The organism is Faecalibacterium hominis (ex Afrizal et al. 2022), assembly GCF_049545105.1.
In the GTDB taxonomy this organism is placed as follows: Bacteria; Bacillota; Clostridia; order Oscillospirales; family Ruminococcaceae; genus Faecalibacterium; species Faecalibacterium duncaniae.
Window position 1 is genome coordinate 233,112 of sequence record NZ_CP186860.1, and the last position, 15,379, is coordinate 248,490.

General features: G+C 53.9%; 9 protein-coding genes and 1 pseudogene. 9 read left to right on the top strand and 1 reads right to left on the bottom strand.

Annotated elements, in window-relative coordinates:
- The gene (locus tag ACKXGA_RS01135) at positions 1-1,857 is read right to left on the bottom strand and encodes a DUF262 domain-containing protein (protein WP_097783629.1); all 1,857 of its coding nucleotides are present in this window, start codon (positions 1,855-1,857) and stop codon (positions 1-3) included.
- A 1,389-nt stretch (positions 1,858-3,246) separates the two neighbouring features.
- On the opposite strand from ACKXGA_RS01135, the gene ACKXGA_RS01140 reads away from it, so the two are divergent.
- The 9 genes and pseudogenes from ACKXGA_RS01140 (at position 3,247) to ACKXGA_RS01180 (ending at position 15,287) form a co-directional block, all read left to right on the top strand.
- Positions 3,247-3,582 carry a CGNR zinc finger gene (locus ACKXGA_RS01140; RefSeq protein ID WP_015538065.1) on the top strand — a complete coding sequence of 112 codons (336 nt, stop codon included), beginning with the start codon at positions 3,247-3,249 and terminating at the stop codon, positions 3,580-3,582.
- A gap of 446 nt (positions 3,583-4,028) precedes the next feature.
- Entirely contained in the window at positions 4,029-5,372 is a 1,344-nt protein-coding gene (locus ACKXGA_RS01145) for a hypothetical protein (RefSeq protein ID WP_423730379.1), read from the top strand.
- A 79-nt stretch (positions 5,373-5,451) separates the two neighbouring features.
- A pseudogene (locus ACKXGA_RS01150) lies at positions 5,452-6,815 on the top strand (VapE domain-containing protein).
- Between the two features lie 212 nt (positions 6,816-7,027).
- Positions 7,028-7,315 carry an excisionase gene (locus ACKXGA_RS01155; protein WP_015538067.1) on the top strand — a complete coding sequence of 96 codons (288 nt, stop codon included), beginning with the start codon at positions 7,028-7,030 and terminating at the stop codon, positions 7,313-7,315.
- Between the two features lie 127 nt (positions 7,316-7,442).
- A complete protein-coding gene (locus ACKXGA_RS01160) occupies positions 7,443-8,597 on the top strand; it encodes a site-specific integrase (RefSeq protein WP_097783630.1) in 1,155 nt (384 codons plus the stop codon).
- Between the two features lie 353 nt (positions 8,598-8,950).
- A complete protein-coding gene (locus ACKXGA_RS01165; RefSeq protein ID WP_423729887.1) occupies positions 8,951-10,543 on the top strand; it encodes a peptidoglycan D,D-transpeptidase FtsI family protein in 1,593 nt (530 codons plus the stop codon).
- Positions 10,544-10,642: 99 nt separating this feature from the next.
- Positions 10,643-10,891, top strand: a complete 249-nt coding sequence (gene secG / locus ACKXGA_RS01170; RefSeq protein WP_005932601.1) for a preprotein translocase subunit SecG — start codon at positions 10,643-10,645, stop codon at positions 10,889-10,891.
- 116 nt (positions 10,892-11,007) lie between these two features.
- On the top strand, positions 11,008-13,125 hold the full coding sequence (gene rnr / locus ACKXGA_RS01175) for a ribonuclease R (protein WP_117503916.1): 2,118 nt from the start codon (positions 11,008-11,010) through the stop codon (positions 13,123-13,125).
- Positions 13,126-13,514: 389 nt separating this feature from the next.
- Positions 13,515-15,287, top strand: a complete 1,773-nt coding sequence (locus tag ACKXGA_RS01180) for an oleate hydratase (RefSeq protein WP_423729888.1) — start codon at positions 13,515-13,517, stop codon at positions 15,285-15,287.
- Positions 15,288-15,379 lie beyond the last annotated feature (92 nt).

Consider the following 15,379-nt stretch of genomic DNA (forward strand, 5'->3'; position numbering starts at 1 on the left):
TTACAAAAATGAAAGCTGTTGAACGTCCGGCAAATCGTTTTCAGGTGTGGAATGATTGGCTTTTTTCATCATGTTTCCAATGGTTTTTTTGATGGTGGACTTGGTTTCGATCCCTTGCTTGCGCATCTTTGTATCATTGGTGTTTTTTTGAACCGAGCAGATACTGGATTTCAAGATACGATTGTAGAAGTCCATTGCCATGATATTCGTCCGCTCATTTATATCAATCGTGGACTTTCCAGCATATCGCTGAGCGATATTCCGTGCGGTATAAAACATTGATGTTTCATAAATTTTAAGTTTGCTGGCGAAATCTTTTCCATTGCACCGTGAATTTAGGCTGTCTTCAAGAGGAATCAAATTCCCAATAATGCCATTTTCAGGGGAATTTGTATCATCCAAGATATGTTCGATCGTGAAGGCAGCACACTGCTTACTGGCACATTTGTATCGTTCAAGGACTTCCAAAACAACTTGCACACGTTCCTTGTTTCGGTCATCGTCGTAATACCCAGCGTGATGTGACCACCCTAAATTGGAGAATGCTTTGAGAAAGACTTCTTTGCTGGGAAGTTTATTCTTTAACTCTGAGATAAAGCATTCCAATGCGGAGTCGGAGTAGTGGTTTTCGAGAATACTGGAATTTTTGTAAATCGCATTTGTTATTTTGTTCGAATTTTCTTGTCCAATAATGGTATAGCAGATGAAAAAATCATAGAGAAACAGAAGGGTCTCCTCGTACTTCTCTTGGCTGAGGTGACCGAGTTCATATTGATGAATTAGACTTAAAAGGATAGGACGAATTTGTTCTTGCCGATGCTTTTTGAAAAAAGCATACACTTTAAATTCAACATTCGAACAGTTTGCAGATTCCTCAGATTGAGAAGGAGAAAGAAGGCGGTTGTAGTAGATGGACTTCTGATAAATATCGTCAAGAAGCGGAACAGTTGGAATGCCTTTGTTGGAATCACGAATGAGTTTATAATCGCTGATACCTTCCTGAACAGAGGTTCTATATTTGTGGGTTGCATAATGTTTTACAAAGCGTTCGATGTTGTTACCTAAAAGCGATTCGATCTCCGACCAAGTGGTTTTCGCAGTGTCGACATCTCCATCGGGTCTAATGCCTCTTAGAATAAAGTTCTTTAATAGTTCATGCCCTTCCAATGCTGAGCCGCGAGCGTTTAAAATCTCAAAAATCGTGTACGCATCTTCCTCGGAAGATGCGGTAATATCAACATATAGCAGATTGTCCGTTATGGCGGTTCGTAAATTGAGTAGGACTTGAATTGGGGAAAGAGTAGATTCTTCAATATGTTTATAGATGCTGTTTATGAAAAACACAAAGGCAGCTGCGAGATTCTTGTTGTTTTGAGAAAACTGCTTTACAAGTGCTGCGGTTTCAAAACGCTTTGCCATATTTGGAGAAATTGAAAAGAGTCCAGTAATAATTCGCTCTAGTGCAATATATTGCTCAGACTTGATGACCATGGCTTCCTGATTTAAATCGTCACGAGTGAACAAATACTGCTTTGTTCCTCGAAATTCGTCGTCAAATTCATAGCAATGAAGGCAAAAGGCTACACTTGCAAGAAAAATTGTTAGGGAAATAATTCGTTGTTGACCATCTACAATTGTAAAATATGAGATGCCGTTTTTGCGGTCGTTCTCTTTGTAAAGAACGATACTTCCGATGAAGTGGGTTGCTTCTTTTCCGGTAGCAACGAGCAAGACATCATCAAATAACTCTTGCCAGTTTCTTTTGTTCCATACATACTGTCGCTGGTTTCGGGGCGTTCCATAACAACGCTTGGTGAAAAGGTCGTAGACGTGTTTGTCATCTGCTTCAAAACTCAATGAAAGTCACCTCTTTTTCAGTGGATGGATTTGACCATTTGCTAATTAAGTTCATTTTAACCCATAAGAGCCAGAAAATCAACATTAACGCTATGATTTGGAAGTTGCGGTTTACCGATGAAAAAACGGAATGGACTGAAAAGCTAATAATATAGAAAAACCAATACTGACTTCTACATAATCGCAAGCGACAGTTATGCGACAGTATGCTAGTGCAGGCTTCATCTAACGGATGCGGTTTACGGGTTTAGGTGTTCCCAATAAACATTCCGCAAAACGAAATGCCGTTTATATGCTGACGAATTGTTGGCTTACGCTACGGAGACTCCTAGGGGGCTTTCCAAATTTCAAAGCCATTTTGTAAACCAGACCGTCAGCTTTCAACTTTGACTTGAAACTGGCGGTTATTTCATAACCTAGATGATTTTCGAGTTCACAACACCATATCAAACAGGATAGGCTACCTTGTTCTCTATCTTTTTGCCAAAGTTCCCCTTACATTTTCTTGCAAGCTGCCGAAAGTATCGTATTTTCAAAACTTTTTGTTGACATGGCTCGATTTTTGTGGTAGTCTATCTCAACAATTTAATATAACATATTTACTTAGAGTTCCAGCTCGGCTCCCGAAGGAGCCGGAGCAAGTTTTTGACTTTCTTATCGCTACATAACGAACCCGAATCAAGGCCATCCCTGAAGGGATGGTCAGGTTCAGGTTGTTGTGTGGCGATTTTTTATTGCCAAATCCAGCACCGCACCTTGAAAACCGCATGACCGTCTGCATGGGATACCCGGCGATGACCCCGCAAGGGAGAGCCGGAAAACGCCGCCGGAAGGGGGCAGGAAATCCATGCAGGGAGAACGGCACACCCAATATCAATTGGTCAAAATGGCCAGTTGATCTGGTGAATGACGCTTTGTGTCATTCACCAGAAAAACCTTATGTGTTACGGCTTACCTCATGTGGACAAATTGTCTACATGAGGTAAATTGGCCGCAGCTTGAATCAATGTAGACAATTTGTCCACATTGACTCCGTTCGTGTTACGTTTGACCTCGACTCGACATTTTGTCAAGCCACGGTGAAATCTGGTAAGTGCTGATTTCCGGTACTTACCAGATTACTGTAACACGATCGTTCTGTGGCGGGTTACGAAAACCGCAACTCACCACTTGGAAGTGGTAAATGGACAAAATGTCCACTTACCACCCAGCCATAACGCACAGATTTTAGTTGGTGATCATTTTGATCACCAACCAGACAATCGTAACGCTTTATTATGTAAAAGTGGTGGTTACCATTTTGGTAATCACCATATACCCGTAACATTTGGGGCAAATAATGCTTTTCATTATCCACCACACACCCGTAACAGCCAAAGGAGGATGCCTATGACAACAGAACAATGGGAACGTGAAAATCAGGACACCCTGATGGAATATTTCATTGATGGCGACCCCAGTGTGCGCAGAATCCAATGTGAATACTGCCGCAAGGTCATCTACACCCAGACCCGGAACCGCAAGTATTGCAGCTTCCAAACCTGCGGTCACAAGATGCTGAATCTGCGGAAAAGCCTTAAAAAGCGCGTTGAGCGAGGAAAGTATACCTGCGCTTGCTGCGGGGAGCAGTTCTTACCGATTCGGGCAGATGCCAGATATTGCAGCAATGCCTGTCGGCAGAAAGACTACCGCCAGCGCAAAGCGAATGCTGCTTCTATCCTGTAAAGTGGTGCTTCCCATTTTGGGAAGTACCACTTTACCGTAACGCCTAATCGCTCACTCCCAAATCCCCAAAGTGGGAATTGGGGCTGTCATCTGAAATCAAATTATCAAAATGGTAACTTGATTTCATCCGTGGCAGAGCCACCGGAGTTCTCATTTTGATAACTTCGGTTTTACCTGTAACACGTCACTCCCACTCGTAAAAATCAGGTGGTCAAGATGACCACCTGATTCCACCTGTAACGCTGCAAGGCCTATTGAAAATCAGGTGCCGCCACCCGGCACTTGATTCTACCCGTAACAGAATCAGTTGGTCATTTTGGCCAACTGAAAAAGCCGGACAAGTTGGTGGACAGGGATTCGCAAATCTTTGACCGCCAGCTTGCCAAAATCAACGGGCCAAAATGGCCCGTTGAAGGGAGTCAAGGGGGAACGCCTTGCCCAGTGATATGATGCTGTGCGTCATATCCTACTGGGTATTATCTGGCGCAAAATGGCGGCAGATCCAGCAGCTTCGCTGCTGCGCTTTCCCCGCCAAGCTGTTGAAACGGAGGGATGTCTATCTGAAATTAACGCGACACAACGGACGAGCCGGAACCCACGGCACCTATAACCCAAAACACAATGACCGCAGTTTCAACCTTGCCAACAGTGAGCACATCGACCCGGAACGAGCCAAGGGCAACATCTACTGGGACTGCTTCCACGGTTTCCGTTCGGCTCTCGACCCACAAGACCCGGATGATCTGGCAGCGACCTTCTCAGATGTAGAACGGCAGTTCTACGAGACCCACTACACGGCCTTTATCGAAAGCCAGAACGAGCGCAATGCCAAGATCCGGCACACGGAGCGCAACCGCTCCATTCCCGACCTGTTGTCCAGCCGCAAGACCTGCCCGGAAGAAACCATCTATCAGCTGGGAACGCTGGATGAACACGCCTCGGCAGAGGACTTGCTGAACATCGTCACCGAGTTCATTGAGGAGTTCAAGGCAAAGTTTGGCGACCACGTTCATGTGCTGGACTGGGCGCTGCATTTGGACGAAAGCACACCCCACATCCACGAGCGTCATGTGTTCGACTGTGAGAACAAATACGGTGAGGTGGCACCCCAGCAGGAAAAGACGTTGGAAGCGTTGGGCTTTGAGTTGCCCGACCCGGATAAGCCCCTCAGCCGCCGAAACAACCGCAAGATCACTTTCGATGCCGCCTGTCGAAAGATGCTATTCGAGATCGCCAAGCGGCATGGGCTGGAATTGGAGGAAGAAGCGGAGTACGGCAACCGCAAGTATTTGGAAAAGCAGGACTTCATCCTTGCAAAGCAGAAGGAGCAGCTTGCCGCCCAGCAGAACAAGCTGGACAAGCTGACCCTGAAAGTTTCGGACATGGAAACACTGATCGACGAGGTATCGGCTGCGGCTTACGACAAGGCGGTGGAGGTCGTGACGGACGTGGTGCGCACCGAGACCCGGAAAGAGGATATGCGGATGATCGAGGACACGAAGAAGTGGTTGCTGTCCCCTGAACGCAATGCTCCGCAGGCCACGAGAGAGTACGCCGCTCACCGTTTGGACACCGTGCTGGACAAGTTCCTCAAGACCATGCAGACCACTGCTACTCGCTTGCAGGAAAAGCTCCCGAGACCGGATGTCCGGCAGAAAGGCAGGGATCAGGTCAAGGAGAAAGCACGGGATTCCGTTCTGCAACTGTTGAGCCGTTTGCAGGCAGAACAGGCGCAGCGGAATCCATCTGCACCGCCTACCGCCGAGAAGTCAAAAAGTCGTTTTCAATAATAGTACGAGGTGATGTTTATTGAGCAAAGAAGTCAATCAAGAAGAACGTGCTCCCCGAACCGTTGCCGATGTGAAAGAAATGCTGACCAAGCACTCCAACGGCGAGATCCAGCGGACGATCCAGAACTGCATCACGATTTTGCAGAACGACCATGTGCTGGCCGATGCCATCCGGCTGAACCTTTTGAGTGAACGCATTGACATTGTAAAGCCTGTGGGCTGGCCCCGCTCCGGCAAGACGCTGAACGACACTGACATGAAGTATATCCTGCGGAGAATGGAGAAGTACGGCATTTCCAGCGAAAAGAAAATCGAATCTGCTATCCGCATCGTTGCCAACGAGAACCGTTATCATCCCATCCGGGACTATCTGAACGGCCTGTAATGGGATGGAATAGAGCGGATAGCCCACGTCCTGCACCACTTCCTCGGTGCTGCGGAGGACGAATACACTTGCGAAGCCATGAAGATTTTCTTGCTGGGAGCCATCAAACGGGTGTTCCAGCCGGGATGCAAATTTGAAACCATGCTCTGTCTGGTGGGCGGGCAAGGGTGCGGGTCGCCAGTGGCGACCTCAAAATGCTGCAGGCATTTTGAAGCACCGACCGAGCCGACAGGCGAGACCCAGGAAAGTCCACTTTCTTCCGGTTGCTGGCAGTCAAGGATGAATGGTTCTCGGATGACCTGCGGCGGCTGGACGACGACAACGTGTACCGCAAGCTGCAAGGTCACTGGATCATTGAAATGTCGGAGATGATTGCCACCGCCAATGCCAAGAGTATCGAGGAGATCAAGAGTTTTCTCAGCAAACAGAAGGAGACCTATAAAGTCCCCTACGAGACTCATCCTGCCGACCGTCTGCGCCAGTGCGTCTTTGCTGGTACGACCAATCGGCAGGATTTTTTGCCCCGTGACCGCACGGGCAACCGCCGCTTCATCCCCATCCCGGTGGATGCGGAACTGGCCGAAGTTTACATTCTGGACAATGAGGAGGAATCTCGCACCTATATCGACCAGCTCTGGGCAGAAGCCATGACGATTTACAACAGCGGTAATTACAAGCTGGCATTCAGCCCCGCCATGCAGGAAACGCTGCAAGTCCATCAGCAGGACTTCATGCAGGAGGACGCGCAGGCTGGCATGATCTATGCCTTTCTGGAGGACTACACGGGTGACCGGGTGTGTTCCAAGCAGCTTTATGCGGAAGCGCTGGGCAACACGAACATCCCGGCAGAGTGGGAGACCCGTGCTATCTGCGAGATCATGAACACCGGAATTTCGCGCGGCGATATTCAAGGCTGGCAGGCTCATAAAACCGCCAAGCGTTACCCGAAGTACGGCGTTCAGAAAGGCTGGGAGCGCGTAACCAGCCCCGAAACCGGGGCTGAAGATTTCTCCGAAATAACGGATGCGGAAGCCAAGCAGCTGGGCTTTCCCTTCTGACGAGCAGCGGTTACACGTCTGGTTACAGGTTCGGTTACACCTCAGTTACGGCGGAAAAACCGCATGACTGCTGTGTTTTTCTCTTTCTGTAACCATGTAACCTTAAAAAGAGAAGAAAAAGTATAAAGCCCACCGGATGCCCTGTGTGCAGAAAAAGAGAGTTTTCCTGCACGGTTACAGGCGTTCGGTTACAAGGAAGTGGAGGTCTGCCTATGAAGGAAGTTCGCGTTTGCGAAGCAATGAAGTCCCCAGTGGGGACTTTAAGCGACGGAACGGTCTTGCATCAGCAAGATGGAGGGACCAAGTCCCGACAAGTTCCGATTTGGGAAAAGAGCAATTTAACGCTGGAGGAAGCTGCGGCTTACTCTGGCATTGGCATCAACAAACTGCGTGAAATTACGAATGAAGATAAATGCAAATTCGTCCTTTGGGTGGGAAACAAGCGTCTGATCAAACGTCGCCTGTTCGATTGCTTTGTCGAGCAAGCATATTCTATTTGAGAGGCTGCCAAAGGCTGCAAATGTGAAACCGTCCTTTTCTCATTCGCTGCGGGTGGAAATCGCATGGTTGATGTGTTATACTGACACTGACCTTATAGATGCGCTTTTCACAGAAAGGAGCTTCTGAATGCCTGAAAAGCGCAAAGATAGCAAGGGCCGTGTTTTGAAGGATGGCGAAAGCCAAAGAGCAAACGGCACCTACGACTATCGTTATACCGATATCCACAAGAAACGGCGTTGTATTTACGCTAAATCCCTGACAGAGCTGCGGAAAAAAGAGGAAGAACTGTGGCGCGATCTGGCAGACGGCATCGACTACGCCGCCGGAGAGATGACGGTGGCTGATCTGGTTGACCGCTATATGAACCTGAAGCGTGGGTTGAAACCCAATTCACTTCGGTCGTACAACACAGCGGTCAAGCGGATTCATGCTGACCCTTTCGGGCAAAAAGCCATCAAAACGGTAAAATTGTCCGATGCGAAAGGCTGGTTCGTGTTTCTGCATGACAGCGGTTTCAAGCAAAACACCATTGGAATTCTGCAAAGTGTTATCAGACCGGCGTTTGAGATGGCGGTAGAGGATGACATTATCCGCAAAAATCCATTTAAGTTCAAGCTGTCGGACGTTGTGCCGAAGGACGCTTATGTGCGCAATGCCCTGACCAGAGAACAGCAGGAGAAATATCTGCAATTCGTTCAAGACTATGGCGGCAACTATTATGATGATATCGTCATTCTTATGGGAACCGGCTTGCGTGTGAGTGAGTTGTATGGCCTGACACGAGCAGATATCGACTTTGAACGGCACTGTATCCATGTCCGGCGGCAGCTTTGCCGGACGGCTGAAAAGCCCTACTTTGTCACACCGCCGAAAACAAAAAGCGGTATCCGCAATGTTCCCATGACAGATACTGTTTGTGCAGCGTTGCGGCGTGTAGTAAAAGCCAGAGCATCCACAAAGGTAGAAGCACTGGTGGATGGCTGCAGCGGATTTCTCTTTCTGGACAAGTCCGGAATGCCGAAGGTGGCAATGCACTTGGAAAACTATATGCGTGGCGTGCAGGGAAAGTTTGAGAAGGCGTACGGCAAACCTGTTCCGCGCGTTACACCTCATGTGCTGCGACACACCTTCTGCACCAATGTTCAGCAAGCCGGGCTGGATGTAAAAAGCCTGCAATACCTGATGGGACACTCCAATGCCAGTGTGACGTTGGATGTCTACACGCACAGCAGCTTTGAATCGGTTGAAAGAGCCTTTGAACAGATCGCCGGCAACCTGTGATTTTCGACGCATGAAGCGGAATTGCTTACGCCGAAACTTACGCCAAAACTTACGCCAATCACCCGGTAAGTGGCGTAGATTTGCGTAGAAAAGCGTGGATCGTGCAAAAACGGAGAATCTGGAAAAATCGGCTTGTGGCCTTGATAATTCTACAAAAGTCTACGTTTCTCGATATTCGTGATACGGCTCCAAAAGTGTGGTTTGGAAGGGCGGCATGTACTAAGCCGCACCGGCTCCCCGTACCAATTCAATACGCCGCAGAAGGCAGAACTTCCCACCCGGGAGGCTCTGCCTTCTTTTTTGTTTATAGGCCCCCTTTCCTGCCCATCCTAAACGGGAGAGGGGGCGTTTTCATGTCCGGCAAACGGGTGCTGGCCCTGTATGGGGCCTTGCTGTTCTGCTTTGCGGCGGTGGTCTGCCGCCTGTACTGGCTCTGCTCCGACACGGCCTACGGGGCCCGTGCGGCGGCGCAGAGCGTGGTCACCCTCCACCTGCCCGCCCGGCGGGGCAATTTTTATGATCACAGGGGTCAGCTCCTCACGGGGCAGACCACCCGCTGGATGGCCCTCTGCGTGCCCGGGGAGGGCAGCTATGCCCGCCTGTTCGCCTACACCGATGCAGCTGGGCAGGCGGCGCTCTACCAGAAGCGGAACGCCGCGTCCCCGTTCTTGCTGGAGGTGGACCGGGATGTTTCCGCGCTGGGCGTTTCCTGCTGGCCAGCGGCACGACGAAGCTCTGCCGCCCCGCTGGCAGTGCAGCTGCTGGGGTATCTCGATGGCGAGGGCCACGGTGCCGCCGGGCTGGAAGCCGCCTTTGATGATCTGCTCACCGGCAGCGGGGCGGGGGATACCCTGCTCTGCACCGTCAACGCCCAGGGAAAGCTGCGGGCCGAGCCCGTCCTCACTCCCGCCGACAGCGGTGCTGTGGGGGTGCAGCTGACCCTTTCCCGGGAGATCCAGCAGACCGCCGAAGCCGTGGCCAACGAGACGATGCAGAGCGGCTGCATCCTGGTGCTGGACACCGCCAACGCCAAGGTGCGGGCCTGCGTCAGCCGCCCCGGCTATGATCCGGAAAACATTTCGGCCAGCCTGAACGCCCCGGACAGCCCCCTGCTGGAACGGGCGTTCCAGTGCTATGCCGTTGGCTCGGTGTTCAAGCCGGTGGTGGCGGCAGCGGCGCTGGAGGCAGGGGAGAGCGGCTTTGTCTACACCTGCCCCGGCTGGTGCGCGGTGGATGGCCGGATCTTCCGCTGTGCGGGCGGCATCCCCCATGGTGAGGTGGATCTGGCCGGCGCGCTGGAAAAGAGCTGCAACGGCTACTTCATCCGGCTGGGGCAGGCGCTGGGGGCCGATGCTGTCCGCGCCATGGCAGAGCAGCTGGGCTTCGGGCAGGCGATCCCGCTCACCGATGCCCTGCACACGGCGGCTGGGGTCCTGCCGGAGCGGGAGGCTCTTGCGTCCAGCGGGGCCTACGCCAATTTTTGCTTTGGACAGGGGGAGCTGCTGGCATCCCCCCTCCAGGTCGCCGCCATGATGAACACCATTGCCTGCGGGGGGATCTGCCGCACCCCGCTGCTGCTGGAGACCACTCTGGACGAGACCACCGGCGCGCCCCTCACGGCGCTTTCCCATGTCCGGAGCAGGCGGGTGCTCACAAAGCGCACCGCCGCCGCCCTGCAGGCCCTGTTGGCGGGTGTAGTGGCCGGGGGCACCGGCCATGAGGCCGCCCTGCCCGGCCAGACCGCGGCGGGCAAGACCGGCACGGCCCAGACCGGCCAGTTTTCCGGCGGTACAGAGCTGAAAAATTACTGGTTTGCGGGCTTTGTCCCGGCAAAGCAGCCCCGCTATACCATCGTGGTGCTGCAGGACACGCAGGCCGAGCCTGCCTTTTCCAGCGCGGCCATCTTTGCCCGGGTGGCGGCAGGGCTGGAAATTCTGGCCCCGTAGCCCACGGTTTTTCTTGCATTTCCCGGGCTTTTGTGCTATCATACACTTGTATTTGTATGCAGTCTCTATGAAACTAAAGATAAAAGGAGCGTTCCATCCATGTCTGTCATTGAAATCGTCGGCGGTGCCATCCTGCTGGTCGTCTCGGCCGTCATCATCCTCCTCACCCTGATGCAGCACACCCACGGTCAGGGTCTGGCCGGTGCCATCAACGGTGGTGTGGGCGGTGCCAACAATGCACGCCTGACCCCTGCGGATCAGATGCTGGCCAAGGTGACCCGCATTGCAGGCATCGTGTTCTTTGTGGTGGCTATCCTGGCCTGTGTGTTCGCCAGCCGTCTGGCCTGAGCACCCGTGTACAGCCCCGTGTAAGGCGGGGCTGTTTTTCTGTCTGCAACCTCTCGCGGGAAAGAAGTTGTCCGGGTTCCGTTGGAGAATGCCGGAAAAGTGTTAAGGAGAAAAATATGTCATTACGCGATAAAATTGAACATGCCATCCAGAATCAGCCCTGCATGGTCAAGGACCTCAAGGCAAAGTTCGGCGGCGACCGTTCCGCTGACCGCAAGGTGATGGAGGCTCTGGACGAGCTGGTGCACGACGCTGTGGTCTGCCAGAAGTCCGGCGTGTTCTTCACTGCCCGCTCCGGCCGTGCCGAAAAGGCCCTGCCCTGCAAGGTGGTCAAGCTGGGCAAGAACTTTGCCTTTGTGATGCTGGAGGATGAATCCGGCGATATCTTCATCCCGGGCCGCTTCACCCGCGGTGCCATGCCCGGCGATTCCGTTCTGGTGGAAAAGTTTGCCCACCCCCGGGTGGAGGGCAGCGATGAGGGCGAGATCCTTGCCGTGCTCGAGCAGAAGAACGACATGGTGGGCACTGCCCGCCGCATCGAGGGCCGCCTGAAGTTCGTGCCCGATGACTGCCCGGCCATCTCCATGACCATCCAGCGCGACTGCGAGGGCGGCGCGAAGGACGGCGACAAGGTGGCTGTGGAGATCCTGCAGCGCGGGACCCGGCAGGAGGACCACCGCGTGGGCGTTTCCATGCGCTTTGGCAGCTGCGAGGAGGCCAAGCGCTGCGCCAAGGCCCTGCTCTATGCCAAGGACATCCACACCCGTTTCCCTGAGAAGGTGCGGGACGAGGCCAAGAAGTTCGAGGACATGACCGTGTCTGAGGAGGACTGCAAGGGCCGCATGGATCTGCGCGCTCTGCCCATCTTCACCATCGACAGCGCCGAGACCAAGGATATCGACGATGCCGTCAGCCTGACCCGGCTCCCTGGGGGCGGCTATGAGCTGGGCGTTCACATTGCCGATGTCTCCCACTACGTCAAGCCCGGCAGTGAGCTGAACGAGGAGGCCTTCAACCGCGCCACCTCGGTCTACTATGCGGATCAGGTCGTGCCCATGCTGCCCAAGAGCCTTTCCAACGGCATCTGCTCCCTGAACGAGAAGGAGCTGCGCCTGGCGTTCTCCTGCCTGATGCGTCTGGATCAGGACGGCAATCTGACCGACTACAAGTTCGTCAAATCCATCATCTGCAGCCGGGTCAAGGGCGTGTATTCTGAGATCAACGCCCTGCTGGCCGGCACTGCCGATGCCGAGACCCAGGCCAAGTATGCCGAGGTGCTGGATCAGCTGCCCGCCATGAAGGAGCTGTACGCCCACCGCGCCCGCCTGCGCAAGGAGCGCGGCTGCATCGATTTCGAGAGCGGGGAAGTCAAGCTCATTCTGGATGAGAACGGCCACTGTATCGATGTGAAAAAGCGTACCTCCGGCGAGAGCGAGGCCATGATCGAGGAGTTCATGCTGCTGGCCAACCAGTGCGCCGCCCACTTTGCCCGGGTCAAGCAGATCCCCTTTGTCTACCGTGTCCACGAGGAGCCCAACGGCGAGAAGCTGGAGCGCCTGCACAGCCTGCTGCAGGCCTGCGGCATCAACGACCACTTTGCCAAGGAAGTGCCCACCCCCAAGGAGCTGAGCGCCATTCTGGAGGGCGTGCGCGGCACCCCGTTTGAGCAGATCGTCAACACCGGAATGCTCCGCTGCATGTCCAAGGCCTGCTATGAGGAAAAGCCCAAGGGCCACTATGGTCTGGTGCTCAAGGATTACGCCCACTTCACCAGCCCCATCCGCCGCTACCCGGATCTGGCCATCCACCGCATGATGACCGACCTGCTCAGCGGCACCGACAAGGAGACCATGATCGTCCGCTACACCGATTTCGCGGAGAAGGCCTCCAAGCAGTCCAGCGAGCGGGAAGTGCTGGCCGTTCAGATCGAGCGCAAGGCCGAGGATTACTACAAGGCCGAGTACGCCCGCCGCCATCTGGGTGAGTGCTACGAGGGCATCATCTCCGGCGTGACCCAGCGCGGCATCTTTGTGGAGCTGGAGAACGGCGTGGAGGGCTTTGTGCCTGCTTCCAGCCTGACCGCCACCGGCACCACCCTCACCGAGGGCATCCGCCTTTCTGACCCCGCCTCCGGCAAGACCTGGAGCCTGGGCGACAGCATGATGATCACCATCGTCCGCGCCGATATCAACCTTGGCAAGGTCGATTTTGAGGTGGCACCTGAAACAAAATAATCCGTGAACGTTCAAAAGCGCCTGTTTCTTCGGAAGCGGGCGCTTTTTCGTGCGGGGTTAAACCCTTCAGGCGCTTCGCGCCAGCTCCCCTGGTAGGGGAGCCCTTGGCATAACAGTACAGTCTGCGCAGAAAGGGGAACTTGCAGAGCCTCATGCAATGCCAAAGGCCCCCCTATTAGCGGGGGCTGTCACCGCAGGTGACTGGGGGGTTATACACAGTTTCGTCATATTTCCGACAATGGTTGTGTTTTGTATAAATTTTATACACTGTTCAGGATTTGTTTGTTGTTTTGAAAAAACCACTGGGGTATACTAGGCACAACGAAAGGGAAGACGACACAGAACCATGAACGCAGTCTTCCCAATACGATTTACAGGAGGTTCCCAGTATGTATTATTCCAGTGGCAACTACGAAGCATTTGCACACCCCAAAAAGCCTGAGGGCGTTGACAATAAATCTGCTTACCTCATCGGCTCCGGTCTGGCGGCCCTGACTGCCGCCTGCTACCTGGTCCGTGACGGCCAGATGCAGGGCGACCACATCCATGTGTTTGAGAAGGACCCGCTGCCCGGCGGTGCCTGCGACGGCTACAAGTACGATATCGGCTATGTCATGCGCGGCGGCCGTGAGATGGACAACCATTTCGAGGTCATGTGGGATCTGCTCCGCTCCATCCCCTCGCTGGAGACCGAGGGTGCCAGCGTGCTGGACGAGTATTACTGGCTGAACAAGGAGGACCCCAACAAGTCCCTCTGCCGTGCCACTGTCAACCGCGGCCAGGATGCCCACACCGATGGCAAGTTCGCCATCTCCGATCAGGGTGCCATGGAGATCATGAAGCTCTTCTTCACCCCGGACGAGCAGCTGCAGGATAAAAAAATCACCGATATCTTTGATGATGAGGTGTTCTCCTCCAACTTCTGGATGTACTGGCGCACCATGTTCGCTTTTGAGAACTGGCACAGCGCGCTGGAGATGAAGCTCTACCTCAAGCGCTATATCCACCACATCGGCGGTCTGCCCGATTTCACCGCCCTGCGCTTTACCCGCTACAACCAGTATGAATCCATCATCCTGCCCATGGTCACCTACCTGAAGGATCATGGCGTTGACTTCCAGTACGAGACCAAGGTCACCGATGTCCAGTTCCGGATCGAGGGCGGCAAAAAGCAGGCCAGCAGCGTGACCGTGGATCACAAGGGTGAGAGCAGGATCATCGACCTCACCGAGAACGATCTGCTCTTCATCACCAACGGCGGCTGCGTGGAGAGCTGCACCATCGGCGCTCAGGACAAGGCCGCAGGCTTTGATCCCACCATCAGGCCGGGCAACGGCTGGGATCTGTGGAAGAAGATCGCCGCGCAGGATCCCTCCTTCGGCCATCCCGAAAAGTTCTGCTCTCAGCCGGAGCTGTCCAACTGGGAAAGCGCCACCATCACCACCCTGGACGACAAGATCCCCCAGTATATCAAGAAGATCTGCAAGCGTGACCCCTTCAGCGGCCACACCGTCACCGGCGGCATCGTCACAGTCAAGGATTCCAGCTGGCTGCTCAGCTGGACCCTGAACCGTCAGCAGCAGTTCCGTGACCAGCCCAAGAACCAGCTCTGCGTCTGGGTCTACGGCCTGTTCAGCGACAAGCCCGGCGATTACGTCAAGAAGCCCATGCGCGACTGCACCGGCCGCGAGATCTGCATGGAGTGGCTGTACCACATCGGTGTGCCCGAGGAGGACATTGCCGGGCTGGCAGAGCACAGCGCCAACACTGTCCCTGTGATGATGCCCTATATCGATGCCTTCTTCATGCCCCGTGCCTTCGGCGACCGCCCCGACATCGTGCCCCAGGGCGCTGTCAACTTCGCCTTCCTGGGCCAGTTTGCCGAGACCGGCCGTGACACCATCTTCACCACCGAGTACTCCATGCGCACCGGCATGGAAGCGGTTTACACCCTGCTCAACATCGACCGCGGCGTGCCCGAGGTCTGGGGCAGCACCTACGATGTCCGCAGCCTGATCGATGCAACGGTCAAACTGCGTGACGGCAAGAAGATCACTGATATGGATCTGCCCTTCATCCAGCGGGTGGCCCTCAAGGAAGTGCTCAAGAAGATCGAGGGCACCGACCTTGAGAAGTTCCTCAAGGAATACCATGCCATCTGACACAGCAAGCGCTGTTTCCTCCGGCCCATTTTGGACCTCCCCCTGAATGCGGCAAAGGGCTGTTGCAAGCCCTCTCCGTCATTGCTGCGCAA

Bases quoted from the DNA above. Each gene is read 5' to 3' on its own strand.
- ACKXGA_RS01140 (WP_015538065.1), top strand. From the start codon at position 3,247: ATGACAACAGAACAATGGGAACGTGAAAATCAGGACACCCTGATGGAA.
- ACKXGA_RS01145 (WP_423730379.1), top strand. From the start codon at position 4,029: ATGATGCTGTGCGTCATATCCTACTGGGTATTATCTGGCGCAAAATGG.
- ACKXGA_RS01155 (WP_015538067.1), top strand. From the start codon at position 7,028: ATGAAGGAAGTTCGCGTTTGCGAAGCAATGAAGTCCCCAGTGGGGACT.
- ACKXGA_RS01160 (WP_097783630.1), top strand. From the start codon at position 7,443: ATGCCTGAAAAGCGCAAAGATAGCAAGGGCCGTGTTTTGAAGGATGGC.
- ACKXGA_RS01165 (WP_423729887.1), top strand. From the start codon at position 8,951: ATGTCCGGCAAACGGGTGCTGGCCCTGTATGGGGCCTTGCTGTTCTGC.
- secG (WP_005932601.1), top strand. From the start codon at position 10,643: ATGTCTGTCATTGAAATCGTCGGCGGTGCCATCCTGCTGGTCGTCTCG.
- rnr (WP_117503916.1), top strand. From the start codon at position 11,008: ATGTCATTACGCGATAAAATTGAACATGCCATCCAGAATCAGCCCTGC.
- ACKXGA_RS01180 (WP_423729888.1), top strand. From the start codon at position 13,515: ATGTATTATTCCAGTGGCAACTACGAAGCATTTGCACACCCCAAAAAG.